The organism is Paraburkholderia acidiphila, assembly GCF_009789655.1.
In the GTDB taxonomy this organism is placed as follows: domain Bacteria; phylum Pseudomonadota; class Gammaproteobacteria; order Burkholderiales; family Burkholderiaceae; genus Paraburkholderia; species Paraburkholderia acidiphila.
Window position 1 is genome coordinate 872,107 of the sequence record NZ_CP046912.1, and the last position, 24,548, is coordinate 896,654.

General features: G+C 60.9%; 28 protein-coding genes and 3 pseudogenes. 15 read left to right on the plus strand and 16 right to left on the minus strand.

Annotated elements, in window-relative coordinates; translation table 11 throughout:
* Nucleotides 1-119 precede the first annotated feature (119 nt).
* Nucleotides 120-1,961, plus strand: coding sequence for an ABC transporter ATP-binding protein (locus FAZ97_RS34100; protein WP_158763138.1), 1,842 nt, complete (start codon nt 120-122; stop codon nt 1,959-1,961).
* Nucleotides 1,962-2,468: 507 nt separating this feature from the next.
* Here FAZ97_RS34100 and FAZ97_RS35560 read toward each other — a convergent pair.
* Both FAZ97_RS35560 and FAZ97_RS34110 read right to left on the minus strand, forming a co-directional pair.
* Nucleotides 2,469-2,656: pseudogene (locus FAZ97_RS35560) on the minus strand (hypothetical protein).
* A gap of 171 nt (nt 2,657-2,827) precedes the next feature.
* Nucleotides 2,828-3,030 (minus strand): annotated as a pseudogene (locus tag FAZ97_RS34110) (cold-shock protein).
* Between the two features lie 266 nt (nt 3,031-3,296).
* On the opposite strand from FAZ97_RS34110, the gene rpoD reads away from it, so the two are divergent.
* The 3 genes from rpoD (at nt 3,297) to FAZ97_RS34125 (ending at nt 6,163) form a co-directional block, all read left to right on the plus strand.
* Nucleotides 3,297-5,285 (plus strand): RNA polymerase sigma factor RpoD, encoded by a 1,989-nt coding sequence (gene rpoD, locus FAZ97_RS34115; protein WP_158763140.1) that lies wholly within the window; start codon nt 3,297-3,299, stop codon nt 5,283-5,285.
* A 207-nt stretch (nt 5,286-5,492) separates the two neighbouring features.
* Nucleotides 5,493-5,780, plus strand: a complete 288-nt coding sequence (locus FAZ97_RS34120; RefSeq protein WP_158763141.1) for a hypothetical protein — start codon at nt 5,493-5,495, stop codon at nt 5,778-5,780.
* Nucleotides 5,781-5,878: 98 nt separating this feature from the next.
* Nucleotides 5,879-6,163: a hypothetical protein gene (locus tag FAZ97_RS34125; RefSeq protein ID WP_158763142.1), complete on the plus strand. Its 285-nt coding sequence runs from the start codon at nt 5,879-5,881 to the stop codon at nt 6,161-6,163.
* Between the two features lie 90 nt (nt 6,164-6,253).
* Here FAZ97_RS34125 and rpsU read toward each other — a convergent pair whose 3' ends face one another.
* From rpsU to FAZ97_RS34150, 5 genes are all read right to left on the minus strand, one after another.
* Nucleotides 6,254-6,466, minus strand: a complete 213-nt coding sequence (gene rpsU / locus FAZ97_RS34130) for a 30S ribosomal protein S21 (protein ID WP_158763143.1) — start codon at nt 6,464-6,466, stop codon at nt 6,254-6,256.
* 102 nt (nt 6,467-6,568) lie between these two features.
* Nucleotides 6,569-6,784 (minus strand): hypothetical protein, encoded by a 216-nt coding sequence (locus FAZ97_RS34135; RefSeq protein ID WP_158763144.1) that lies wholly within the window; start codon nt 6,782-6,784, stop codon nt 6,569-6,571.
* Between the two features lie 130 nt (nt 6,785-6,914).
* Entirely contained in the window at nt 6,915-7,205 is a 291-nt protein-coding gene (locus FAZ97_RS34140; RefSeq protein WP_158763145.1) for a hypothetical protein, read from the minus strand.
* Nucleotides 7,206-7,529: 324 nt separating this feature from the next.
* Nucleotides 7,530-7,796 carry a translation initiation factor IF-1 gene (gene infA, locus FAZ97_RS34145; protein WP_158763146.1) on the minus strand — a complete coding sequence of 89 codons (267 nt, stop codon included), beginning with the start codon at nt 7,794-7,796 and terminating at the stop codon, nt 7,530-7,532.
* A 530-nt stretch (nt 7,797-8,326) separates the two neighbouring features.
* On the minus strand, nt 8,327-8,554 hold the full coding sequence (locus tag FAZ97_RS34150) for a hypothetical protein (protein WP_158763147.1): 228 nt from the start codon (nt 8,552-8,554) through the stop codon (nt 8,327-8,329).
* Between the two features lie 807 nt (nt 8,555-9,361).
* Between FAZ97_RS34150 and FAZ97_RS34155 the strand changes: the two genes are divergently transcribed.
* The 3 genes from FAZ97_RS34155 (at nt 9,362) to FAZ97_RS34165 (ending at nt 10,660) form a co-directional block, all read left to right on the plus strand.
* Nucleotides 9,362-9,652: a hypothetical protein gene (locus tag FAZ97_RS34155; RefSeq protein WP_158763148.1), complete on the plus strand. Its 291-nt coding sequence runs from the start codon at nt 9,362-9,364 to the stop codon at nt 9,650-9,652.
* 189 nt (nt 9,653-9,841) lie between these two features.
* Nucleotides 9,842-10,081 (plus strand): hypothetical protein, encoded by a 240-nt coding sequence (locus FAZ97_RS34160; RefSeq protein WP_158763149.1) that lies wholly within the window; start codon nt 9,842-9,844, stop codon nt 10,079-10,081.
* A gap of 321 nt (nt 10,082-10,402) precedes the next feature.
* Nucleotides 10,403-10,660, plus strand: coding sequence for a hypothetical protein (locus FAZ97_RS34165; RefSeq protein WP_158763150.1), 258 nt, complete (start codon nt 10,403-10,405; stop codon nt 10,658-10,660).
* 507 nt (nt 10,661-11,167) lie between these two features.
* Here FAZ97_RS34165 and FAZ97_RS34170 read toward each other — a convergent pair.
* Nucleotides 11,168-11,395, minus strand: a complete 228-nt coding sequence (locus FAZ97_RS34170; RefSeq protein ID WP_158763151.1) for a site-specific integrase — start codon at nt 11,393-11,395, stop codon at nt 11,168-11,170.
* A gap of 237 nt (nt 11,396-11,632) precedes the next feature.
* A complete protein-coding gene (locus FAZ97_RS35905; RefSeq protein WP_158763152.1) occupies nt 11,633-12,043 on the minus strand; it encodes a DUF3331 domain-containing protein in 411 nt (136 codons plus the stop codon).
* Nucleotides 12,044-12,625: 582 nt separating this feature from the next.
* On the opposite strand from FAZ97_RS35905, the gene FAZ97_RS34180 reads away from it, so the two are divergent.
* The 6 genes from FAZ97_RS34180 (at nt 12,626) to FAZ97_RS34205 (ending at nt 17,840) form a co-directional block, all read left to right on the plus strand.
* Entirely contained in the window at nt 12,626-13,567 is a 942-nt protein-coding gene (locus FAZ97_RS34180) for an AraC family transcriptional regulator (protein WP_158763153.1), read from the plus strand.
* 124 nt (nt 13,568-13,691) lie between these two features.
* Nucleotides 13,692-14,690, plus strand: coding sequence for a LysR family transcriptional regulator (locus tag FAZ97_RS34185; protein WP_158763154.1), 999 nt, complete (start codon nt 13,692-13,694; stop codon nt 14,688-14,690).
* 173 nt (nt 14,691-14,863) lie between these two features.
* Nucleotides 14,864-15,199: a DUF4148 domain-containing protein gene (locus FAZ97_RS34190; protein WP_158763155.1), complete on the plus strand. Its 336-nt coding sequence runs from the start codon at nt 14,864-14,866 to the stop codon at nt 15,197-15,199.
* 14 nt (nt 15,200-15,213) lie between these two features.
* Nucleotides 15,214-16,083 carry an alpha/beta fold hydrolase gene (locus tag FAZ97_RS34195; protein WP_158763156.1) on the plus strand — a complete coding sequence of 290 codons (870 nt, stop codon included), beginning with the start codon at nt 15,214-15,216 and terminating at the stop codon, nt 16,081-16,083.
* 69 nt (nt 16,084-16,152) lie between these two features.
* Nucleotides 16,153-17,082 carry an AEC family transporter gene (locus tag FAZ97_RS34200; protein ID WP_158763157.1) on the plus strand — a complete coding sequence of 310 codons (930 nt, stop codon included), beginning with the start codon at nt 16,153-16,155 and terminating at the stop codon, nt 17,080-17,082.
* A 38-nt stretch (nt 17,083-17,120) separates the two neighbouring features.
* Nucleotides 17,121-17,840, plus strand: a complete 720-nt coding sequence (locus tag FAZ97_RS34205; protein ID WP_158763158.1) for an SDR family oxidoreductase — start codon at nt 17,121-17,123, stop codon at nt 17,838-17,840.
* A gap of 48 nt (nt 17,841-17,888) precedes the next feature.
* Here FAZ97_RS34205 and FAZ97_RS34210 read toward each other — a convergent pair whose 3' ends face one another.
* From FAZ97_RS34210 to FAZ97_RS34230, 5 genes are all read right to left on the minus strand, one after another.
* Nucleotides 17,889-18,332, minus strand: a complete 444-nt coding sequence (locus tag FAZ97_RS34210; RefSeq protein WP_233271957.1) for a VOC family protein — start codon at nt 18,330-18,332, stop codon at nt 17,889-17,891.
* A 62-nt stretch (nt 18,333-18,394) separates the two neighbouring features.
* On the minus strand, nt 18,395-19,066 hold the full coding sequence (locus FAZ97_RS34215) for a glutathione S-transferase family protein (RefSeq protein ID WP_158763160.1): 672 nt from the start codon (nt 19,064-19,066) through the stop codon (nt 18,395-18,397).
* A gap of 279 nt (nt 19,067-19,345) precedes the next feature.
* Nucleotides 19,346-20,164: an alpha/beta fold hydrolase gene (locus tag FAZ97_RS34220; protein WP_158763161.1), complete on the minus strand. Its 819-nt coding sequence runs from the start codon at nt 20,162-20,164 to the stop codon at nt 19,346-19,348.
* Between the two features lie 42 nt (nt 20,165-20,206).
* On the minus strand, nt 20,207-20,749 hold the full coding sequence (locus FAZ97_RS34225; protein ID WP_158763162.1) for a 2,4'-dihydroxyacetophenone dioxygenase family protein: 543 nt from the start codon (nt 20,747-20,749) through the stop codon (nt 20,207-20,209).
* A gap of 47 nt (nt 20,750-20,796) precedes the next feature.
* The gene (locus tag FAZ97_RS34230; protein WP_158763163.1) at nt 20,797-21,441 is read right to left on the minus strand and encodes an NAD(P)H-dependent oxidoreductase; all 645 of its coding nucleotides are present in this window, start codon (nt 21,439-21,441) and stop codon (nt 20,797-20,799) included.
* A gap of 106 nt (nt 21,442-21,547) precedes the next feature.
* Between FAZ97_RS34230 and FAZ97_RS34235 the strand changes: the two genes are divergently transcribed.
* A complete protein-coding gene (locus FAZ97_RS34235; protein WP_158763164.1) occupies nt 21,548-22,432 on the plus strand; it encodes a LysR family transcriptional regulator in 885 nt (294 codons plus the stop codon).
* A gap of 46 nt (nt 22,433-22,478) precedes the next feature.
* On the opposite strand, the gene FAZ97_RS34240 is transcribed toward FAZ97_RS34235, so the two are convergent.
* Together FAZ97_RS34240 and FAZ97_RS34245 are read right to left on the minus strand one after the other, a co-directional pair.
* A complete protein-coding gene (locus FAZ97_RS34240; RefSeq protein ID WP_407671935.1) occupies nt 22,479-22,826 on the minus strand; it encodes a cupin domain-containing protein in 348 nt (115 codons plus the stop codon).
* Nucleotides 22,827-22,913: 87 nt separating this feature from the next.
* Nucleotides 22,914-23,351 carry a carboxymuconolactone decarboxylase family protein gene (locus tag FAZ97_RS34245; RefSeq protein WP_158763166.1) on the minus strand — a complete coding sequence of 146 codons (438 nt, stop codon included), beginning with the start codon at nt 23,349-23,351 and terminating at the stop codon, nt 22,914-22,916.
* Nucleotides 23,352-23,734: 383 nt separating this feature from the next.
* On the opposite strand from FAZ97_RS34245, the pseudogene FAZ97_RS34250 reads away from it, so the two are divergent.
* A pseudogene (locus tag FAZ97_RS34250) lies at nt 23,735-24,124 on the plus strand (FAD-dependent oxidoreductase); the annotation flags it as partial.
* Nucleotides 24,125-24,548: the final 424 nt, after the last annotated feature.

Consider the following 24,548-nt stretch of genomic DNA (forward strand, 5'->3'; position numbering starts at 1 on the left):
GCAGCGCCAGGAATGCGATTTGCGCTCGACGGGAGCGAGCACCTGCGCGACAACGAAAGTCGGGCAGCCGTACGCAGATACGCAGAAGGCCTCGTTCACAGTGCGCCGGAGTAGCCCTAATGAAAGACGTCGGTGCCTCGACAGTTGGTCGCGCTGCGTCGCGCATGCGCGGGCGGAGGGCGGCGACCCTCGCAGGCTACGCTCGCAAGCCCCTGCTGTTGCTTTGGCAGTATATCGCCGGGCACTCCGTCGCCCACGCGCTGGTATTGCTGGCCATCATTGCCGCCGTCGGATGTGCGCTCGCATCGCAGTATGCGCTCAGGAATCTTGTCGACGCCCTGCCCGGTGGGCGCGCGCATCCGGAAATTGTCCTCGAGGCATTCCTGCTGATCGTTGCGTTGCTCATCGCTGACGGCCTCTGCTGGCGCCTCGCCGGCTGGCTGAGTGTGAGTACCTTCGTAGCGGTGACGGGCGACGTGCGCCGCCAACTGTTCGGTTATGTAGCGGGACACTCGCCTGCCTATTTTTCCAATATCCAGCCGGGAATGCTGGCAAGCCGCATTTCCGCCGCGGCAAACGCGATCTACGTAACCGAGAATACAGTCGCATGGAGCGCGCTACCGTCGTTCCTCACGATGTTGGGCGCCATCGGCATCCTGGGGGGCATCAGCATCCGGATGGCGATGGCGCTCGTGTTCGTCTCGGGCTGCATGGCGGGGTTCCTGTTCTGGCGTGCGAGCAAAGGCCGGGCGAAACAGCAGCAATTCGCGTCACTCGCAGCAGCAGTCGACGGCGCACTTGTCGATGTGATCGGCAACATGTCTATGGTGAAAATGTTCGTCGGGGTCCAGTACGAGAGCGTACGCTTCGGCTCGATCCTCGATGAAGAAATGAGGTCGCGGCAAATCAGCCTACGCTACCTGGAAAAGCTTCGGCTGCTTCATTCTGTTGCAACGCTGCTGCTATCCGCCGGGCTCCTTGCGTGGGTGATCGGGTTATGGACGCGTGGACAAGCCACGACGGGTGATGTCGTGCTCGTTAGTTCGCTTGGGTTTGCCATCCTTCATGGCGCCCGTGATCTCGCAGGTGCGCTCGTGGACACGACCCACCACATTGCGCGGCTTGCCGACGCCGCGAGTGCGTTGCTCGTGATACGGGAGATGGACCAGCCGGCCGGCATGCGGGCACTCGAGCTCCGTGACACAAACATCGATTTTGAGAACGTGACCTTTGCGTATCCAGGCCACAGGCCGGTTCTCGACCATTTCAGTATGCATATCGATGCTGGCCAACGGGTCGGTCTTGTTGGGCCGTCGGGCGCCGGCAAGAGCACGGTGCTCGCCCTGTTGCAACGCGCCTTCGATCCACCGCGCGGTTCAGGAGCAGTCTGCATTTCGGGGCAACGCTTGTGCGACGTAAGCCTGGCGAGCCTGCACGAAGCTATTGGCGTGGTACCTCAAGAAATATCGCTTTTCAACCGCTCGCTATTCGACAACCTCCGTTACGGTCGCCCGGACGCGACAGAAGACGACGTCTTGCGCGCGTGCGAGTTCGCGAACTGCCTTGATGTCGTTCATTCCCTGCCGGAAGGCTTGCAGACGATTGTGGGCGAACGGGGCTCGCGCCTGTCTGGTGGACAACGACAGCGCGTTGCGATCGCCCGGGCGTTCCTCAAGAATGCGCCAATACTGCTGCTTGATGAGGCCACGTCCGCGCTCGACAGCGAATCGGAGGCACTCGTTCAAGTGGGTCTGGACGCGCTGATGAAGGGGCGCACTGTCGTGGCCATCGCGCACCGGCTCTCAACTCTCCAGAATTTCGACCGCATTGAGGTCATCGAGCACGGTCGGCTGGTTGATGAGGGCACGCCGCACGAACTGGCGGGGCGCCCTGGCATCTATCGCGATGCGCTGTTGAGGGGCGAACGCCAGCCCGGTGTTTCGGCAGATATGGGACGATGACGGATTGTCGACGACTCGATCGCTACCTATCGCAGGCAGGCTCGTCAAGCACATGGATTCCGATTCACCGCGATCGGTGGCGCTGGCTCAGATATTTGCTCACAACAAACTCTGCAGATCCCTCGCGGTGTGTTCCACTGATAGCGATTGCGCCATTGTGCGCCATGCGTGGTTCCCGGTTGATGCCAATAGCGTCCTCACACCGGACGTCGCGCGGCACAAGAAATATCCGCAGGCCTGCACTGTAGCAATCGTGCTCCGGGACCGTAACACGTTGGGTTAGTCTCGTCGCTGAGGTAGGTGGACCTGGAGCGGCAAACGGCGAAAGTGCAGGAGTCGAGTATTGCGCTCCGGATGTACCAGCGTTGCTGGACGGCGAGTCACGTGCCGGGTAGACGGGTGGCTACCAATATGCACGGCCACTTCTTTCGGAATATATGGAGTGCAAATTAATACACGATAGTGCGTGGTCGCCTGCCTCGGGGAAAGCCCGTTGCCGGAACGGATCTAGTCGCGGGTATCGATCCAGTTGCGTCCCCAATGATCTGAAAAGCCCAGGGCTTCCCTTTCGGTGAGGAAATAGCCGAGCGAGGGCGGGTTAGGGAAAGGTTCGAAGAGAAATAACCGTCGGGAAGACGGTGGGCCGAGGGCCTGACCGCGTAACCGCGGTAGTCCCTGGCGACGGGATTTTGCACGTTTTTAAAAATGCTGGAGCCGGTCGACTCACGTGGAGAGGCTGGCCGAATGAGATGCGGGGCATCGCCGGCGTCCGGCTGGCAGTTCACCATCTGGCACGAGATCGCCAATGGACCCCGATTCAGGAGAGTGTGGGCGGTGCCGCCAACGGGGGCACAAGCGCAGATGACCTACATAGAGGTGATGTTGGAGGCCTGCATGCCCTTGGGACCGCGCTTCGCTCGTAGCTGACCTTCTGGCCCTCAGCGAGCGTCTTGAAGCCGTCGCCGCGAATTTCCGGGAAATGCGCGAACAGATCATCGCCACTCGCGTCGGGCGTGATAAATCCAAAACCCTTGCTGTCGTTAGACCACTTTACGGTACCGGTGTCCATGGAATTCTCCTGAGCATGAACGTACATAGATGCGCTCCACTCCGATTGACTTGCCTGGTGGAGGTTCGTAATGCACGTTGCGTCGCAAGACTGCGTCCTGTATTATTTAGGATTCCCCCCATTATGCGCACACCCGGTCCCGCCGGAGGCACTCCAGCCTCGTTTGTCCGTGCGTTATTTCACGATTCCGTTCGCGCCCCGGCAGTCAAACTTGATCTGCCGTCCTGCCTGCGACGATCGTCAACCTACCTGTCGAGGAGAACGTATTGGCAAGTCCTGTTCGTGACGATCTGTCATCGCCCGTGATTGCGGTTGAACCAAAGGCCAGCCGCCACGCGGCAAAGGGAAAGCACTGCGCCGTCGCGGTACCGCGAGACATAGAGGCAATCGCACGACAGGATGAAGAGCGGCAGCGCCAGATGCGCGCACTGATCGCGCTCGGCCGCGAGCGCGGATATCTCACGCACGTGGACATCAACGATCACCTGGAAGACCACCTTGGGCAGACTGCCGCAATGGAGGCGATTGTGCGCACATTCAGCGACATGGGTGTGGCGGTATACGAGCAGGCGCCGGACGCGGCGACGCTCCTGTTGAGCGGCGCCGCGTCCGCCGTGGCATCCGACGATCAGGCGGAGGAGGAAGCGGAAGCCACGCTGTCGACTATCGATTCCGAATACGGCCGCACGACTGATCCAGTACGGATGTATATGCGAGAGATGGGAGCCAGGGAACTGCTGACCCGGGCCGGCGAAGTCGAGATCGCGAAACGCATCGAGTGCGGCCTGCAGGACATGATTCAGGCAATCGCCGCGTCTCCCTGGGTCGTGGCCACCATTCTTGCCGACGTGGACCGTGTCATTGCCGGAGAACTACGTATTGATGAACTGGTCGCTGGCGTAGGCGACGACGAGAGCGGGAGTGGAATGACGCCGGGCTCTGAAGAAAATGAAGGGGAACCCTCCGTTGGCGGCGATGATCCCGACGGTGACGAGGTTGGTGCGGATGCCGGGGGCCCGGAGGCAGCGAACGAAGCGCGTCTCGAGCAGCTCACGAACGACAGTCTCGCGGTCTTCGCTCGGGTGCGGGCACTATTCGAGCCGCTACCGAATGCGCCTGCTACCGGGAATGCCCGATCCTCAGTCAATGCGCGAGTGGGCCCGGAGATCCGGCGCGAACTGACGACGATTCGCTTCACGCCGAAAATTATTGATCGCCTGTGTGCCAGCGTGCAGGAACAGGTTGCGGAGGTTCGTGCTCTCGAGCGCAGTATTCTCGAGATCGCCGTTGGCCGCTGCGGTATGCCACGCGAGTCGTTTGTCGAGTCTTTCCCCGGCCACGAGACCGACCTCCAATGGGCGAGCCGCGCGGCAGCTGAATCATGCCAGTTTGGCGCGGCGCTCGAGCGACATTTGCCCGCCATTCGGGCCGGACAGCAGAAACTCACCGACATCGAGGCGAGGGTTTCCTTGCCGCTGCAGCGGCTCAAGGAGATCAACCGCACAATGGGTGCCGCGGAGTCGAGAATGCGGCACGCGAGGAGCGAGATGATCGAAGCGAATCTTCGTCTCGTCATCGCAATTGCCAAGAAATACGTGAATCGCGGCTTGCCGTTCCTGGATCTCATCCAGGAAGGCAATATCGGTCTGATGAAGGCGGTGGACAAGTTCGAATACCGGCGCGGCTGGAAGTTTTCGACGTACGCCACATGGTGGGTCCGTCAGGCGGTCGGCCGTGCGCTCGCCGATCAGGCGCGAACCATACGCCTGCCGGTGCACGTGATCGAGATGACCAACAAGCTGAACCGCATGTCTCGCGAAATCAGGCAACAGACGGGACAGGCTGCGCATCCCGCCGACCTTGCCACGCGTATGGAGATGTCCGAGGACAAAGTGCGAGGCCTCCTCAGGGTCGCGAGGCAACCCCTGTCGCTTGAAACTCCGGCGGGCGACGATGCGGACGCGACGCTCGGAGACCTCATTGAGGATGTCGCCGCGCGCTCGCCGGTCGAGGCAGCGATTCATGTGAGCATGCGCGCCGCAATCGATGAGGCGCTTGGCGGACTTTCGCCCCGGGAAGCCAAGATCCTGCGCATGCGTTTCGGGCTCGATACGACCACGGGCCACACGCTTGGCGAGGTAGGCAAGCAGTTCAATGTGACCCGGGAGCGGATCCGTCAGATCGAGAGTCAGGCGATGCGCACGCTGAGGGATCCCCGTAACGCTGACAAGTTGAGGCCCTTTCTTGAACGCTGAGAAATCCAGTTTCAGCCGCGTCCATAGTCGCAGAAGGATGCGAGTTCAGCGCAGCCTATAGCTGCCGTCACAGGGCAGGGATGCGCTTTGCACACCTCGCGAATCAGGTTTGGCGCCAGAATTGAAATCGCCGGGGCGTGTAGTCTGCGTGTCCCCTGCGCTGATCAATTCCGGGTATAGTGAGTCGTCCCCAGTGGAGTGAGCAAAATGCCGACACAGCAGCTTCTTCTCTACAAGGGGTATGAACTTCATCCCCTCGTCTTCGCCCGCAAGTTCAGTCGTTTTGACGGGCATTCCCGTTACGCCGAAGGGTATGACATTGCGGTACGCATATCCCGCCCTGGCGCGATTGCAACCTCAGCCGCAAGCCGTGTTTTCAGGCTGAACCAAGCGGACGCGCTCTCCGACTTCGGCACTGCAAGGCGTGCCGCCTGCCAGCAGGGAAAGGACATCATCGACGGAAAGGTGAGCGGGGCTTCGGTCGCGGACATGTAGCGGCGCTGGGACTGTTGCCCGCTCGTCCAGACGTATCCGTCGACCGCAGCCGCGCTGGAAATTGAGCGCCTCCATGCTTCCGAACTGGTACCGCCTCCATGCAAAGTGATCGCGCCGCGATTCCGTACTACCTGGTTTTACGCGCTGGCTGTGCGCCGTATGTTCTGAACGCCAACCGCCAGGTTCTGCGCCGCGAGGCAAGCCTTCTCCTGCGAGCGTTCGCGAGAGCACGCGGCGCGCCGACCTCAATCGCTGGCGACGCGTGGAACGACTTCTCGGGCCTGGAATCTATTTCGATCCTTGAGCGCATGGACGTTCGGGCCTACGCGCTCGTTCAAGGTGTTGAAAGCGAACATCAGCTCTGGTTGCTGTCCGCTCTCTGACGGTCCTGACGTTACATCCGTAGTGGGCGGTGAGTTCATCCACTCGTGCGTACGTTCTCCGGGTACGTATCGAGGTCCCGGCAGCCTGGGTTAGTACAGCTTTCTGGGCGGCAATGACCGCTTGATCTGCTTGCGCAGTCGAGCCACAGCTGCGGCCTTTTTTCTCTTGCGTTCTGCGGTCGGCGTTTCATAAGCCATCCTGGCACGCAGCTCCTTTATCAGGCCGGTGCTCTCAATCGAACGGCGAAAGCGGCGCAACGTGACTTCCAGAGGTTCATTCAGCTTGGGGATTACAGTAGTCAATTCGTTTCCTGGTTGTGTCCTCTTTCCCAACGAGAAAGGACTTGTGGTCATCGCTCACGACACGAGCGGCCCGGACGTGTTTGCATGACGCCGCGAGCCTCCTCAGCCAAACCGTGCGTCCAGCCACTCCCGTGCCCAGTTCTTGGCGTAGGCAATCGCGTCACCGCGTACGTCGAAGCCCGCCAGATCACCGCTCAGATGAACGTCATATCCGCTCCCATCTGCCCGGCTGCAGCTGATACGGGCATGCGCCATATATTCACCGTCGGCACGACGTGGGGTGGGGTCAATGACGAACCGCGTTGAATTAAAGTGCATTGCTTTCTCGTGTGATTACCGCGCGGCCGCGATGGGTGGAGCACCGGTGGGGTCGACAGGCCCTGTTACGCGTTCAGAAGGGCCATGACCATCGGTCGCCGGTGGGGCGCGACGTTGAAGTGACCGCGATTCACGACTGCAGATCGAGCACACTTGTGTTCTCTGGACAGGTGTCGATCAGGCGTACTGCATAGGCAGTCGATGCCCGGCGTGCGTCGCCGGCATTCTGGAAGGGTGTCGTCTGTGCAAGTCTGAATACGCGACTGCGCGACGTCCCCTCTGGACTTTCCGGCTCCTGGATACGCACGGCAGCATCGAAACCTTCGTCATAGTTACGCCCACGCGATGCCGTGGTGGCGTGATGCGGATAGACCAGTGGATAAATTTCGAGCCCACGGTAGAAACGGAAACCTGTTGTCATGGATTGCCTGTGGCCGCATCACAACGCGGCGGAGTGGGGAGGGAGTGCGAGCGACTGATTCCAGTCCCTACACGAGTTGCAGTGGCTGCTCGGCCTGCGAAGAAAGTGGACAGCCCGAATGACACTGGAAGGGCTACAGGGGAGGCGCCGGGAACGGGCGTGGGGCGATCAACGAATTCATGGTACGCTGATTGCTGCCTTTGTACAGCTAAAGATCTTTGATTCTCATCCCCGGTCGCGAAGCGAGTAAGGCCGATCGACGACGGCCATGCGCCTGGCGCGCTGCCGGCGACCGGGCCACAGCCTGCGTCCTCGCTTGACAGCTCAACGACGGCGAAACGCGGCCCTTTGAATTGCGCCACTGCTGCGTTCGTCCTTGTGGCGAAAATTGATTCTTCCTTTCGTGAGGTCGTACACCGAGAGTTCCAGCGTGACCCTATCCCCGGCAAGGATGCGGATGTGATTCTTGCGAATACGTCCGGACGCGTACGCACCCACGACCACGCCATTGTCGAGCGTGACGCGGTAGCGGCTGTCCGGAAGCACTTCCTCAACGATACCGTCGAGCTCCAGCAGTTCTTCTTTTGCCATTCAAGGGTCCTGGTTAATTCGCCGGTCGTCGATGCGCGACGTCTCGACGAGGAACAAGCCACGCGCGTTGACAGGCGCTCACGGAGCATGGTGAGAAACGCGCTGGCGGATGGAGCGGCCTCGCGTCGGAAATGTCATGGCCGTCCCCCTGTCTGGGCGGCGAGTCCTGCAGATGAATGGATGAGTCAGACGCGTAAACCGGCTGTGCCGGTTGGGATAGGGGCACGTCCAACGAATACTGTTATCGCCGGCCTCACCTGGCGATCTGTCGGAGGAAGATTCGCAACGAGCACAACGGAGATCTTTTTGTGCGAGGTACAGGGCGAATCAGGTATCTATCATAACCGAAGACGGCCGTCTCCGGCGCCGGCGTTTAAATGGGACAGGATGATGAGCTTTAGCGCCAGGACCTCGGCGAGCCACAATAACCGTAAATCCAGTCGGCGATCTCGAACCCACGATATTCGATCATCCGATCCGAACTTTTCTGCACCCGGTTGATGGTGCAATGGTTCAAGCCATCACGAGAATCAATGCGTCCCTGCAGGGCTTTCGCTGCGACCTTCGGCACGATAGAGAACAGCGCCGATCTGCAGGAGACTGTTCCAGTCGCTTACGTTCATCATGCTGTGCTCGCGGGCGAGGTATTCGGTTAGCCAGCTGAGGGAACCAGCTGCGCTTGTCGGGTCGAGGCCCTTCTGCGAGATCTCCTTGAACATATCGAGAATCGCCTCCACGTTGATGTAGGGTTTGTTCATTGCGATCTCCTCATGGATCCGGGGTGAATACGCGGCGTAAACCGTCATTGGAGTAGGCTGCCTTATCGTCGTTTTCCGAATGGATTGCTGCGCAGTTGGGGGCTGCAACGCTCTTCATGACGGGCTTCAAGTGTGCCCTGTGTGTGCGATGGCAGGGGCGAACGACATCAGTTTGTGTCTGCACACGGTCGCCCATGACCGGGTTTCAGACAACTCAAGTGCTGCCGACTTGCATCAGCGCACTAGCGTTCAAGACGCTCAGGATCGCAAAGACGCGTGTTGTCCCGGTCAGGCAGATAAATCGGCACTGCAGCCGCAAGCATCCCGGGAGCTGGCCTCAGCAAAGAGCGAAGAATGGCGGAAGACGAGGGTGCCAGAGCACGCGGTCGACGACAAACCGCCATCAAACAGCGACGCAAACCAGGCTACGCCTCGCCAGCCAGGCCGTCAAGCTGCTTCGGCCGCACGGCAGCACGATCCGCCGTCGGTGAACGGGAGCAACGCAAGGGGGCCACCATCCGCAGTTCGAAGACACCGAGCTGCCTGCGGTCGCGAGACTTCGTGGGTCCGATAGCGCGGCGGCTGAAAGTCTGAAACTTTCGCTGTACAAACGGCTTGAGGGGCGTAGCATGAAACGATCAGTCGACCTGCGACCGATCCCAGCCCGCCTCCTGCACCGTCCACCAGGGATCGAGCCGCCCCACATCGCAGACCACGAAACGCGATCGACCGTCGTTCAGATGTCGAGGCGATCGCGTGCGTCCTTAACCGCTTTTGCCGCACAGCACGCGGCTAGAAGGTGACTTCATGACTAGCCCTGTCCGTTTCTACCGTGGACTTGAAATTTGTCCCCTGGTTTATCCGCACCGACCGACCGCCTCTGGATTCAGTCATAACTACGACGACGGATTTGACGCTGCCGTCCGAATCCTGGAGCCTCAGGAGCCCGACGGCACTCAACGTAGCCGTGTGTTCGGTGTCGTAGCCAGCAGGCCGTTCATCAATTCGGGCGATGCGCGACGCGCATCGATCGAATATGCAGAGTGCCTCATCGATACCTGTTCACCGGATGCCTCTTTCCTCGATATGAAGCTCTGAACGTTTTTCTCGCCACGTGGCTATTGTTCGTCACGGGAAAATGGCCGTCCAGTATCGCCGGAGATGGGCTGAGGATGTGTTTCGCATTGCTTTCGATAGCTGTAAACGCCTGGTCGCGCATGGGGAAATCTCCCGGAAAGAGCAGAAGTTTGATTGACCTGATTGCCGTCTCATCTTCGCGGGGCTTCCATGCATCGAGTTTTCTCGCATCGCGGTTTTGAAATTCATGTGAGGCTGGCGGAGGCTTCTCCCGGCTTGTACGACGCGTTTTTTCAGATCAAGGGCGGTGTTCATGTCGGCGTGATTGATGAGCTTGGCGCCGAAACAAAGCTTCGTAAAGGACCTTTTGGTCCGCAAAAGGCGTTTCTAAGCGCACAGGAGGCCGGTCAAACCGCGATAGATGCCGTTATCGGCGAAGACGAGTCGTAAAACCATCAGCCCTTTTCTCCGAAAACGGCGAGCACGACAGACAAGCACGCAAAACCGTTTTTCGCCGACGATGCAGGGGCGCAGTCGAATGCGGGTCGAGACTCTCGCTGGACAAAAGATGGACTGGGCGTAGCATAAGAAGAGCAGTCAACCTGTGACCGATCCCGGCGCCTCTCCTGCAGCCTTTTCTACAGGGATTGAGCTGTCACCCCTTCAGCGCGGACCACGTGACGCGGCCGGCTGCACCGCAATACGGCGGTGCGCTCGCGTGCGTCTATATCCCGTACTGCCACAAAGCTTGCAACTCCAGGAGGTAACCCAATGTCCTTCGCGTTTCGTTTCTACGGTGGACTGGAAATCCATCCACTGGTTTGTCCACATCGCCCGACTGAGCCCGGCTTCGAGCACAATTCTGACGAAGGGTTTGACGCGGTCGTTCGGATTCAGGAATGCCCGGAGATGCGGGAACCGGGAGGCCAGCTGCGCAGCCGCGTATCCGGGCGCGCGTCGGTTTCCTATGTCGAACATCTGATCGATACCTGTCTGCCGAATCAGACGGTTATTGATATGAAGTCCTGAGTATATTTTCGCGATTTCCGATGCGGCGATACATGTTGGGCCAGAGGATGACCGGTACCACGGGTGCGAAGTCATGAGCAAACATGACCCGTTGAAACGGATCAGGGTCAATGGTCTTGACGTTGTCGACGAACTTCTTCCATCGGACGCCAACCTGCTCAAATAGCCTTATCTCGCGAGACTTTCCAGGAGTAGTGCGGTTGGCGATGGCTGTCCCGGGCGTCCTGCTTTCGGGGATACCTGAGGCTGCTCGATTGCGTACGCACAACAATAGTGCGCGCATTGTTGCGCGTGAGACGTGGCGTCAAGCCGACGTTTCGACCTCCGAGGTCACACCAGTGAAGCTCGTCGGGGCACGTCATTTCTGAAGCTTCGCCATCCCACAACGCGAGCGCGCGTCGTTCTATGAACCTTAGGCCACTTGCAGCCGCAACCCTTTCTTCCCGCCGGCCATCCTGGCCTGCATACCCAGAGGGCGGGCAAACGTAACCCTGATAGTGCGAGTTATCAGGGTTGATGATGTTCGCAAACATGAATGCCTGATCGAGCTGGCGCGCGCCGCACCCCGTTGCCGTGCAGGTAGAGCGATATCGTGGCGATCGACGCATGGCGCAGGTTGTCGCGCACCGTCACACGTTCCGTGCCACTCACGAGCGCATATGAGGCAAGGGCTCGCAGCCGATGCGGACTGAAGCAGCGCAACTTGTCGGCGAGCGCCTGACGCTCGGGTTCCACGGGCCGTGGCTGCTGTCGGAAAATACCGTCGCAGGATCGGCTCGAGCCGCAGACTTGCGATCGACGCTGCGTCGTCGTTCAGGTTTGCGATGACGGGCATAGCCAGTTTCCAGCGCTCGGGCCCAGCTTGCCCGCTTTTTCGCCCACGCGGCACACCAGCAGCCAATGCTCTCTGTGTTCGTCCGTGCTGATATCCCCGAGCCTTGCGTCAACGAGCTTTGCGGCGCGTGCCGCCTGTCAGAAGTCCGCGATCAATGGGATCGCAGACGCGAGCAACATCCAACCTGCATTTACGGGGGCGCGACCGCGTACTGAAGGTCGGTAGATCAGATCCCCACGCCTGATTGGTGCGCTGGTTAAAGCACACACGCCGCGCCCTCGGGCTCGTGTCAACCGCCAAGGCTGCTCTGCGTAACAACCTGCGGTTGAATCCTTCAAGCAGACCGCGATTACGACGTCCGAATGACGTCCGACAACGGTTAGATTGGTGGTGGCAGGTGTCGTCCTGGCGGGAATCTGATCTTTCGGTGGATGTCTCGCGATCACGCTCCGCGCGCCCTGGTGCCCCCTGTCTTCGGAGACTTCCAGCATATGCGCCAAAAGAGCAAGCGCGTAACCCCAGGCATCAGCAGGTAAGCGTTCATTCATGACTGGCCCCAGGCAACTGGCGATGAGTTAGCTCGGAGCCCGGGCGTTCGACGTGGCCTGCAGTTCGAGCCTCGGGTCTCTGGCGAGAACCTGGCCTAACTTAAGATGCGCACGGACTCCGCTGGCTCACGTTGGTAAGGTCGGGCTGTCGCGACCATGAAGCATTTGCCTGCCACGTCCGGAAACGCTAAATTTGGATATGGCCAGGCTGAAGTCCACGAAGAAGTTCCACGACGGCCCCATCGAATGAGTCGAACACAGCGCACCGACGCGGCACGATTCAGCTCGCCGCTGCAGTCGTGACTGGGTGACGGCAGCAGTGACGCGAATCCATCGTATCGGCTGGTCAGCGGCGTTTCTGGTCGCTGGGTGCCATGGGCAGGGACGACGGTTGACTGAATGTGCCACGAGAGGCGGCGGATATTGTTCGACGAATGATCCGGACGCGTGCCGTCGAAGCGAAGACACTCTATACTCGATTCCGCGTGATATTTGCGAAGCGTAAGTAGCCGGGGACTTGCGATGACAAATACGACAACCACTTCTCTTAGCCGTTGGTCCACCAGCGAAGTCGCACCGGCCATGCGGTTCGACTACTATGCGAACGCCCTGTCCACTGCTCTTACGCCGATGCTGCTGATAGCGGGCAACAGTCGGACGTTCGAATCGCATATGACCGCAGCGCAAGCAGGCCCCGTTTGCGTGATCCGGCAAAGCGGTTCTTCGCACAGTGTTCGTCGGGACCCGTTCCACGAAGACCGGGCGCTGGAGCACTCGTGGCATTTGATCGTCAATCTCTCGTCCGCGTGGAATACACACCATCGTGAGGCGGTGCGCCTGCTGCCAGGGGAGATGATCATCGTGGACTCGCGCATGGATTTCATGGTGGAGATCACGGGGCGCTACGATGTCGCGCACTTCAAATTTTCTCCAGCCTGGCTGCGGCAGTGGATACCGGCGCCTGAAGCGCTGGTTGGGCGCCGGATTGCTTCGACTTCCGGGTGGGGACGCGTGCTGGGCGCATATCTGGCCGAGCTTTCGCCCGAGGCGATCGAGGCGTCGCCGTTGCCCGTGTCGGTCCTGACCGATCATATCGGCTCCCTGCTGGCGCTGATCGCCGCGGAACGCGATCTACCTCCCCCTGTTGCGCAGTGCCGCGACGACTCGCTGCATCGGCGCATTTGCGACTGCATCGCCCAGCGTAGCGCCGAGCCGGGCATCTGCGCCGCTGACATTGCCAGGGAACTCAATATTTCCGTGCGAAGTTTGCACCGCACGCTCGCGGCACACAGCGAGACGTTCGGCAAGCTTCTGATCGACCGCCGTGCGGCGGTTGCCGTGCGGATGATTCGCTCCAGCGTCTGCCGGCGCCTTAGTCTTGCGGAAATAGGCCGGCGCGCGGGGTTCGCAGATCCGTCACACTTCAGCCGCGTCATCTCGAGCCGCTACGGCATGACGCCGTCGCGAATGCGGGACGAGGATCAACGCTCGCCCGATGACGCTGAGCATTCGTCTGGCTCGTGAACAGAACCGGCCCTGATTCCGCGTCGCTGTCGACGCTACAGCGCTTTACGGCGTTGGTTGCGCGAGCAACCACTTGACTCACTCTAGCTGTTTGCCAGGCGGGCAATAAAAAGGGTCTTTCAGTATGGCGGACTTCCTGAGTCACCTTCGCATATTCGTTCGTGTCGTCGAAGCCGGATCGTTTACCTCGGTAGCAAAAGAGAACGACTCCACCGCAGCCCAGATTTCCCGCGCCGTTTCTTCGCTGGAAGAGGAGTTGCAGGCGGTCGTATTGCATCGCACGACGCGCCACCTTTCCGTGACCGACGTGGGCGCCCGGTTCTACGAGCGGGCAAAGGCGATCCTCGGGGAACTCGACAACGCGATGGACGAAGCGCGCAACGCCACGCAGAAGCCATCGGGGCGCATCCGCGTGCATTCGGCGCCCGGGCTCGCGTACAGCTGCGTGGCGCAGGTGCTCGCGAGCTATCAGCAGGTATTCCCCGAAGTTTCCGTCGAACTCAAGGTCGAGCAGAGCATGCCGAGCCTTGTCGAAGACGGCTACGATCTCTCGATCGTCTCGGCCACCCAGTTGCCGGACTCGGCCTATATCTCGCAGGCGTTGGGTGCTGCGTACGCAGTGCCGGTTGCCTCCGAGTCATATCTCAAGCAGCGTGGCCATCCGCGAAAGCTGACCGATCTGGCCAATCATGCACTGCTGCAACTCGAAAGCCCCGTCGCGCCGCCCGACGAATGGCATCTGCAACAGGGCGCCGACACCCATGTCTGGACAATTACGCGCACGCCGTTCCGGGCAAACTCGCCCGAGGCGCTGCGCGCGGCGATTCTGGCCGGCGCGGGCATTGGCACGCTGGCCACCTATTCGGTCGCCGACGATCTCGCGAGCGGCAAGCTCAGGCGCGTTTTGCCGCAGATCCATTTGCGTCCGTTCACGGTGTATGCCGTCTATCCTTCGCGGCGCTATCTCGATGCCAAGGTGCGCACCTTGCTCGCGCATCTGCGAGCAACGCTTTCTCCCGCATTGGCCAGGGCAATGGAGATCTGCGAGGCCCACGCCGATGCAGCCGTCGCCTCCGGGGCGCGGCCAGGCAATCGGACAAATCGGCAGGCGAAGCGCAAGTAGGGTCGTCCGGCCTCATGCGCGTAGGCGTCTGCACGATTCCATGCACGCGCAGCAAAATTGATTATCGCGCGACCCGTCTTAATCGCCGACAGCTTCATTTCTAGACTCCATTTCAGCCGATGACCGTTCGATCGCTCATCGACGGATTCTCAATCCGATACTGGAGTTACCAAATGAAGCCCACCCTGTTTTCCTGCCTGCTCGCGGCCGTGCTGGCCGCCCCTGCTGCAGCCTTTTCACAGTCAACTATCACGCGTGCACAGGTACGCGACCAGCTCGTGACGTTCGAGTCTGCCGCCGTTCCCGGAACGGCGGGCGATGCGCATTATCCGGACGCTGTCCTCGCCGCCGCGAACAGCGGCGCGAAGTCTGCAATGGCGGCGCGTGCCTTCGGCGACCACGGTGGCGTTGCCGCCAGTTCCAGCGACGCGGGCCGGCGCGCCCTGCGCACGGTTTCCGGCATCGTGGACGACATCCCCGGATTCAAGCCGATCTACTTCGGTCAGTGAAGGAGCGACGGATCATGCAAACAATCGACCTCGTTCATCACACGGTCAGGGCGAACGGTATCCGGCAGCACTATGTGGAAGCAGGGGATGGACCGCCCGTGGTGCTGTTGCACGGCTTTCCGGAAACGCACTACGCGTGGCGACATCAGATTCCGGCGCTCGCCCGGAAATATCGCGTGATTGCGCCCGATCTGCGTGGATATGGCGAAACCGACAAGCCTGCCAGCGGCTACGACAAGCGCACGATGGCGAATGACGTGCGCGCGCTGCTGGACCATCTGGGCATCGAACGCGCCGCGCTCGTGAGCCACGATCGCGGATCCCGCGTGGCGACGCGCTTCGCCAAGGACCATGCGAACCGGCTGGACCGGCTCGTGGTCATGGACAACGTGCCCACGCGGGTCGTGGCCGAGCAGCTGGACGCCCGCATTGCCCGCGCCTACTGGTTCTTCCTGTTCCACCAGGTACCGGACCTGCCCGAAACGCTGGTTGCCGGCAACGAGCGCGCGTGGCTGCGTCACTTCTTTTCCGACTGGTGCTACGACCCGAATGCGATCAGCGGGGATGCATTCGAGGCTTACGTGCGCGCCTACGAAGCCCCTGGTGCGGTGCGCGGCGCGATGGCCGATTATCGGGCGAACGCGGAGGACGTCGCGCAGGACAAGGTGGATACCCAAATTCCCATCAGCGTCCCGACACTCGCGCTGTGGGGCGCCGAGTTCTACGCGGTCGGCAAGATGTTCGACATGGAAGCCGTCTGGAAGGGCATGGCAACCGATGTGCGCACTCACGCCATCGAGCGCGCGGGGCATTTGCCGCACGAGGAGCAACCCGAGCAGGTCAACGCCCTGCTGCTCGACTTTCTGGAGGGCTGGAAGGGCTAAGCGTGGCATGCAGGCGGACAGCCATCGCGCTGTCTCGCCTGAAGCCTCGCGCAACTCCCGGATATCGCCATGAGCCACGAAATCGCTTTTGCCCTGGTGCCTTTTCTCTTTTCAATGGGTGCCGGCTATCTCGCCGGGCGGCTGAGCACGACGCCCATGCCGCTCATTGCCATCAACACGATGCTCGTGCATTACGCGTTGCCCTTTGCGCTCTTCGTCTATACCGCGCGGATGCAGCGCGAGAGCCTGAGTGCGCATCTGGCGCTCATCGTCGTTCTGACTATTGTGATGATCGTGCCGTATGCGATCTCGCTCCTGCTTTCGCGATACGTTTTTCGTTCGAATCTCGCGCAGGCGGCCGTCAAGGCGGTCACCGTCGGCATGCCGAATTTCGCTTCCGTTGGGTTGCCCTTGCTACGGGCGGTGTATGGAGAAGGCGCCGATTTGACTGTCGCCATCGCGGTCACGATGGGAGCGGTCGTCATGTCGCCTGCTGCCCTCATCCTGCTCGAGCGCGCGCAGCATCGTGACGGACAGGCGCTGCTCGGCAAAGCGCTGCGCAATACCTTCGTCAAACCCGTCGTCATCGCCCCGTTGGCCGGCTTGCTGGTGTCGCTGTCCGGTTGGACGCTGCCTGCACTCCTCACGCAGTCGCTGGGGATCATCGGCAACACGACTGCCGGACTCGCGCTGTTCTCCACGGGACTGATACTCGCTGCACAACCGTTGCGGCTCGACGCACAGGCACTCGTTGGCGTGTTGCTCAGCAATGTCGTGCAACCCCTGCTTGCCTTCGCGCTTGTCTGGCTGCTGGCGCTTCCCCAGCCTCTAGCCGGCCAGGCAATTCTTCTTGCGGCGATCCCGTGCGGCTCGTTCAGCATCCTGTTTGGCCTGTCTTACGGGGTAAAGGACACCTCGGCGGGCACAACGCTTGTCGTGTCGAGCGTGATGTCGGCCCTGACACTCGCGGGCACGATTGTCTTAATCGGTCGGCTGTGACCGCCGATCCATCACTTTGATAAGGATTGCAATTTAAAATGAAGCGAACTTTTTTGATTACCGGCGCAAGCAAGGGCATTGGGCGTGCGCTGAGCGAGCGCCTCGCGCGTGACGGCCACGATGTGGTCGGCCTCGCACGGAGTGCCAATGACACGACTTTTCCCGGCACGCTCGTGTCTGTCGACCTGACTGACCGTGAAGAGACGCAAGCGGTATTGTCAGATCTCGACGCGCGCTTCGAATTCGACGGCGTCGTCAACAACGTCGGGTTCGTTGAGCTTTCGCCGCTCGGCTCGATCGATCTCGATGATCTCGACAGTGCGATGCGCGACAACCTGGCGCCCGCCGTGCAGACGGTTCAGACCTTGCTGCCGGGAATGCGCAAACGCGGCTGGGGCCGTATCGTGAATCTCTCCAGCCTCGTCGTGCTGGGCGTGGCCCAACGTTCGACGTATGCCGCCGCGAAAGCCGCGATGATCAGCCTGACCCGAACGTGGGCGCTCGAACTCGCCGATACGGGTATCACCGTCAATGCGGTCGCACCTGGGCCGACCGAAACCGAGATGTTCCGCGCGAATACACCGGAGGGCAGCGAAGCGGAGCGCCGTTTCCTCTCGATTGTTCCGATGAAACGGCTGGGGCGTCCCGAGGAACTGGCGGCATCCATCGCGTTCCTGCTGGGCGAGGACGCGGGGTTCATGACGGGGCAGACGCTTTTCGTCGACGGCGGCGCTTCGATCGGGAAGTCGATGATCTGATTGGGATGCTGGACGCAGAGGCCTCCCAGGAGGCCTCCGCATTTGCCGCTATTCGGGTTGGCCGAGAATATGAATGAGGTTCCCTTCGGGGTCGCGGATCATCGTCGAGGAAATGGTGGGCGTGAGTTGTGCCTGCGCCCAGACGACTTCTACGTCAAGCTTATCGAGTCTGGCGGTCGTACCCGTAAGATCGACGCTCTCCAGCACAAGCGCCTTCCAGCCCGTTTCGTCGAGGTGCTCCGGTGGCGGTGTGCGCTTTGCAGCGACCTTGGGCGTGCCAGGTCGCGAGACGAGTTCGAGCCGGAAGCCGGTGCCGTCGAGCATGGCGTAGTCCGCGCCAACGGCATCGAAGTGGCCCCTCGCCACGACGACGAGGCCGAGTACCTCGACATACCAGGTGGTCATGGCATCGAGATTCGCAACGGCGAGCGCGATATTATTTAGACGCAATGCGGGCGCAGTCGTGGGCGGCTGCGTTTGTGCGGTATCCATAAGCCAGGTTCCTCGTTGAGCAGACGCCATCGCGGGCAACGCCGCGATGCGTCAGGGAAGCATTAATCGTTTTGAGGGAAGAGCGCGCGACGCGTTTCTTCGTCGAAGTCCGTCTTCAGCGTGAGCCGTTCCTTCAGTGCGAGCGCACGTGCGGCAGCGGGGCGTTTGCCGATCTCGTCCACGACGCGTTTGACGTTCACATAGTCACTCAGACCGTTTTCACCGAGGATGTAGCCGGCGAAGCTGGCCCAGCCCCACAGCGCCATATCGGCAATCGAATACGCGTCGCCTGCCAGATACCTTGTTGTGGCGAGCCGCTCGTCCAGCACGCGATAGTGACGCTCGACTTCCTTCAGGTAGCGGTTGCGCGCATAGGGCAAGGGCTCCGGGGTGTGGTGCTGGAAATGCACGGCCTGACCGGAGAACGGCGAGAGACCCGTTGCCACGAACATTAGCCACGAGAGCATTTCAGCATGCGCGGCAGGTTCAGCAGGCACGAACTTGCCGTGCCTGGTGGCGAGGTGCAGCAGGATGGCATGCGAATCGAAGACGGTCACGCCTTCGTCGGTAATGGCCGGTACCTTGCCGTTCGGGTTGACGCTCCGGAATGCCGGCAGATGCTGTTGGCCCTTGAACGTGTCGACTGCGATCAGATCGAACGGCAATTCCAGCTCTTCGAGCAGAAGTGCGGCCTTCATGGGATTGGGCGAAGGGTGGAAGTAAAACTTGAGCATGGGAGTTTCCTTGGTAAAACAGGAGAGAAATTCGCTTCGGGATGAGGCAGTTCATCAAACCTGCATGGGTCGCGCGCACTACGAGGCTGACCGCGTCTCACTAACGTGATGGTGGACGCGCGGCGCGAGATTGCCGTTCGACGGGGCCGATGAAATCGTTCGACCGTATCGAACGTGTTGTTGCGAGGGCGGGGCGGAGGGAAGGTGAAGGCTGCCGGCTGAAGCAGATGAGAAACCAGCGGCACACGCAATGTGCCGCTGGTTCCACTGCGCCTGCTTTCAGCTTTGCGCAAAGAAGTCGATTAGCGCGCGAGCGATCGTTTTCGGATCGTTCTCGGTCGGAATATGGCCGGCCGCAGGGATACGCACGAGCGAGGTGTGCGGTATCTCGGTCACGAAACGCTCGGCGTGCTCGATCAACTGGAACGTATCGTCTTCCCCCCAAATCAGCAGCTTCGGCACGGTGGACGCGCGCAAGGCCGGAACGAGATCCATCGTGTAGTGGCTGTATGCCGCGCCCGCCAGGGCAAGCCACGAGCGCGTCACGCGGGGCTCGGTCCACGGATCGAGATAGTCGGCAATTTCTGCCTCGGAGGCGGGGCGTCCTAGCGCGGTGATCACCGACTTGCGTCGCGCAGCGAACACATCGGCGGGCGTCGTGGCCGCGGCAATTGCGGGGTCGCGAAAGCGTGCGACCCCGGGGACCGGCCAGGAGTCGAACATCACGGCGTTCATGAGCGCGAGGCGGCTGACCTCGAGTTTGCCATCGACGAGCACCTGTTGTGCGACTCCGCCGCCAATGTCGTGGCCGGCTACGCCGACCGGTCCGCTTATGCCAAGCGCCTGTGTGAAGCGAAACAGCCAATCCGCGAGCGCGGGAATGGAGGCGTTCGCAACCGACAATTCGCCGGCGGAGCGGCCGAAGCCCGGAAAATCGACGGCAATCGGGCGCAGGCCCGCCGCAGCCAGATCGTCGATAACCGGTTGCCAAACCCGGCTCCAATAGGTGCCATGGAGCATAAGCACGATCGGGCCACGGTCGCCCGCGCACAGAAAACTGGCGGCGACGCCGTCCACTTCTACAGTCTTTCGTTGCATGATCAGAACCTCTTGATGACGCGATTGCCGCACCGGTATGTCTCAACGGATAAAGCGCTTTACATAGTCCGTACCAAGTCCGATTGCCTCGTAGTGCCTGCGGGCCGCTTCGATCTTGGTGAATACATCCTCGTAGCCTGTTGCGTTGCCTTCAGGATCGACGTAGGTGTAGCCACCTGTCACGTGAAACCAGGTGATCATCTCGTCGACGCCTTCGGGCACGAACAGCGTATGCGTTTCACCTGCCGGTTCGTAGGCATACGAGCCTTGTTCGGCGACCCAGTCGTGTTCGAGGTAATGCCAGCGACCGCGCAAGACCATGGCATGCACCGGACCGGTGTGACGATGACGCGAGAGCACGCCGGACTGACGCACGCGCAGCAGATTGACGTAGTAGCCATGACTCACATTGAGGAGCAAGGGCTTGAACGATACGGTCTTTGTCGTGGGCACCCAAAGGTTGTCGTCTTGCAGCCACTGGTCGAGCACGCCAGCGTGAACGAGGTCTGCCGACATATCGGCGGGCTGCGGGTGTTGATAGGGGATTGCCAGTTCGTCCGGCTTGCGTGTTGTTGCTTCGCTCATGATGATGTCCTTGTCAGGTCAACGATGTTCTGTTGCGCCTCACGCGCTCAGACCGCATCTACCGGCGCGACAGACCTCACGGGCCCAAGACCGCGCAGCAGCTGTCGGTATGCTTCGCCGCGCTCGGTCAGCTCTTCGTGGCTGATGGAGCCGGTCCGTGTCAGCGGGCCGATGTTGTAGGTGACGAACGGGCGTCCATATTCCATGCCGGCGAGGTGCGCAGTCTGTTCGAACGGCGCAAGCAGCGTATCGACGATGTGTTCACCATGGCGCTCCAGCAGCGCCGGCTTGAGATACGGCCGCGTGATGCCTTCGGCCCAGATGTGTTCGCGAGTGGGGGGGAAATAGCGTTCGCGAACACGCCCGATCGTGACGGCCAACTGGAGCGTGCGGCCGTCCAGTACCAGGGATCTTTCCGGCGCGCTGCCGAACAGCGTGTCGTTGACAACGTCGTCGAGCCACTTCTTGAGCAATGGCGGGCAGTTGTACCAGTACATCGGAAATTGCAGAACGAGATGCCCATGCTCGCGAATCAGTTGCTGTTCCCGTGTAGCGTCAATGCGGAAGTCGGGGTACAGCTCGTACAACTCACGCACGGTGATATCCGGTTCCTGGGCGATTGCATCGCGAAGGGCCTTGTTGCCGCGCGAATGTTCGATGTCGGGGTGTGCGACGATCACTAACGTCTTCATCTTTCATCCTCTATGGGTTTCGGATTCAACGCTGCCGACTATACTGAGGTGCCGAACGCTTGATTAGCCATCCGAACGCCAATTCACTTTATGAGTTCTTCAAAAGATGGACAGGATTGACGCGCTGCGCACGCTGATCGAAGTGGCCGAAATGGGCAGCTTTTCCGCCGTGGCAAGACAGCGCGCGATCGCGCCTTCGTCGGTGACGGTAGCAGTCAGACAACTTGAAGAGGAACTGGGTACGACGCTGATCACGCGCTCGACACGACGCCTTGTTTTCACACACGAAGGCTTGCTGTTGCTGGAAAGCGCTCGTCGTATCGTTGCCGATTGGGACGCAGCAGTTTCGGGGTCGAGAGAGGATGGCCCGTTGAGCGGCCCGATACGGGTGACGGCAACGAACGATTTCGGGCGCGCTCAGTTGCGACCGCTGCTCGACCGGTTTCAGGCCCTTCATCCCGGTGTTCATATCAGCCTGCTGCTCAGCGACAGCACCGTCGATCTGATTGATGAGCATATCGATCTGGCTCTGCGCAATGGCCCGCTCGTGGATTCCGGCTTGCACGCGCGGCTCCTCGTGCGCGGCGAGCGGCTCGTGTGCGCCTCGCCGCACTACTGGCGTGCGCATGGCAAGGCCAAAGTGCCCGACGACCTGACGGGCCACAACTGCCTGATTCTTGCGCGGCCGGGCGCGCCGCTCGCGATCTGGCCGTTTCGCGTGGCAGGCAAGCCACACAACGTCAAGGTTTCAGGCGATCGCCAGGCGAGCGACGGTGGCGTGCTCCGCGAGTGGGCGTTAGAGGGCGTGGGCGTCATCATCAAGAACCGTTGGGATATTCGGACGGAACTCGCGTCCAGGACGCTGGAGACGGCGCTGGAGGAGTACGTCGCGGAGCACGTCGATTTGTATGCCGTTTATCCGGCCGAGTTGCCGGCGCGGCGCGTGACAGCGCTCATCCAGTTCCTCGCGGACGAACTCGCCACGGGATAAGGTCGTTGTGACTTTGCGCACGCAACGACTCATCCACCAACGCAGGCTACCGTGAAATCGGCTTCTTGATCGGGTCGTGAGGCCCCGCGAGCGCGAACACGACGATCTGCGCGGGTTCTGTGTCGCTGGCATTCCTCGAAACGAGATGATGCGCGCCAGGCGGCTCGTACCAGGCTTCGCCGGGACCATAGGTCCTTGCGGGCGAGCCTTCGAGTTGCGACACGACGTGGCCAACAGTCACGTACGCGAAAATGGAACCCGGATGCATGTGTGGCTCAGAAGCCTGACCGGGTGCGAATGTCACGGTGGCGATATCGACGTTTTTGCCGGGTAGCTCCGGAATCGGTTGCTGCATCACCGGCTTGATGGCTTCCTCGCCAGCACCTTCCGCCATGGCGGTCTGAATGCCAGCGAGGGACAGCGTAGAGGTTACGAGTGAACAATGAAGGAGTACAAACCGAACGGCTTTCATCTCTGCTCCTCAGGCTGGCGTTTTGCGGAATGCGATGGCGAAACGGTTCCAGCTATTGATCGCGCAAATCAGCAGGGTGAGATCCACCACTTCGGCGTCGCTGAAATGCGGTTTGACGCATTCCCATGCAGCGTCCGGCACATGACTCTGCGCAACGAGCGTGACCGCCTCGACCCATTCCAGCGCGGCGCGCTCGCGCGGCGTGAAAAACGGCACCTCTCTCCATGTCACCAGCGTTGCCAGCCGGCGGTCGGTTTCGCCGTTCTTGCGGGCGTCGCTCGTATGCATGTCGACACAGTAAGCGCAGCCGTTGATCTGTGACGCGCGCAGGCGCACGAGCTCGATCAGCGGCTTTTCGATCGTACTCTTTCCAATCCGCTCTTCCAGCGCGAGCAGCGCCTTGATGGCTAACGGGTTGGCCTGATAGAAGTCCAGACGTGGTTGCATGACAGCTCCTTCGAATGAGCCGAAGGCGCCGCGCGGACGTGGTACGCCTTTCGGATTTTGGAATGTGGCAACGCTGACGCGAGCCTATCGTATCGGCCGGTTTCCGCAAATTCTGGCCGCTGCGTGCCAACGATGCGGGCTGCGCTTGCCTGGGCGTGCCAGGCGCCTGTCGAAACGCAAGCGCATCGCGCGACTTGATCGCATGCCCTGGCATGCCGAAGCAACTTCAAACGTCGACGACGGCGCCTGGAGACGAGTGCCTTCGCGGAAAGGCCCATACGATTGGCCAGCCTGAGCGCTATCCGAAACTGCAGGTAATTCCGTAAGCGATGTCGGGTTAGCAGAGTTCTCAATCTCGTGCAGCAAATCGCCGGAGGTGGCTAATGTCCCAGCGTATCGTTGTCATCGGAGCCGGGTTTGCCGGCATGTGGAGCGCCCTGAGTGCAGCGCGCCTGCTGGATGCATACGGCAGGACCGACGTGGAAATCACGCTTGTTGCGCCCGATCCGCATTTGCATGTACGCCCGCGCCTGTACGAGGAGGGGCCGGCCAACTTCAGGGCGCCGCTCGCGGAGATTTTCGACGCGGTGGGCGTGAAGTTCGTGCAGGGAACGGTAGAGCGCATTCAGGTGCCGACTCGTACCGTCGAGGTCGTTGGTGAGGATGGACGACGCGGGACGCTCGATTACGATCGACTCGTGCTCGCGAGCGGCAGCCGGCTCTTCAGGCACGCTATCCCAGGTCTTGCCGGACACGCGTTCAGCGTGGACCAGAACCCGTGGGGCTCTTTGCTGCGGGTGCAGTCTGGGCGATCTACCGCGACCGCGAAACGCCGTCGCGCACGCTGCCGATCGACAAGGTCGGCGTGAAGTCCGATCAGGTAGGCGGCGGCGCGCTGCCGTACCGTCAAGCCCAGCCGTTCGGCTGCACGGCCTGTGCGAGAGGAGCAACAAATTAAGAAAGAGGGGCAGACCGGCAATTCCTTAAACGATGAAGTGTTAGAGCGACATGAAATGCTTGTCGTGACCCGCTTCCGGCTTGCGAGAGGCCGCTTTCGCGGCTTAAAACGACAAGAATTGGTTGTCAACACACGACATCAATTGCTGAACTCCACACAGGACGATCCGCAAGTCATAGGACCGGTTGCCGTGCTCCATGACTGATTTAACGGCCGCACACGCCTTGGGTTGAGTGCGT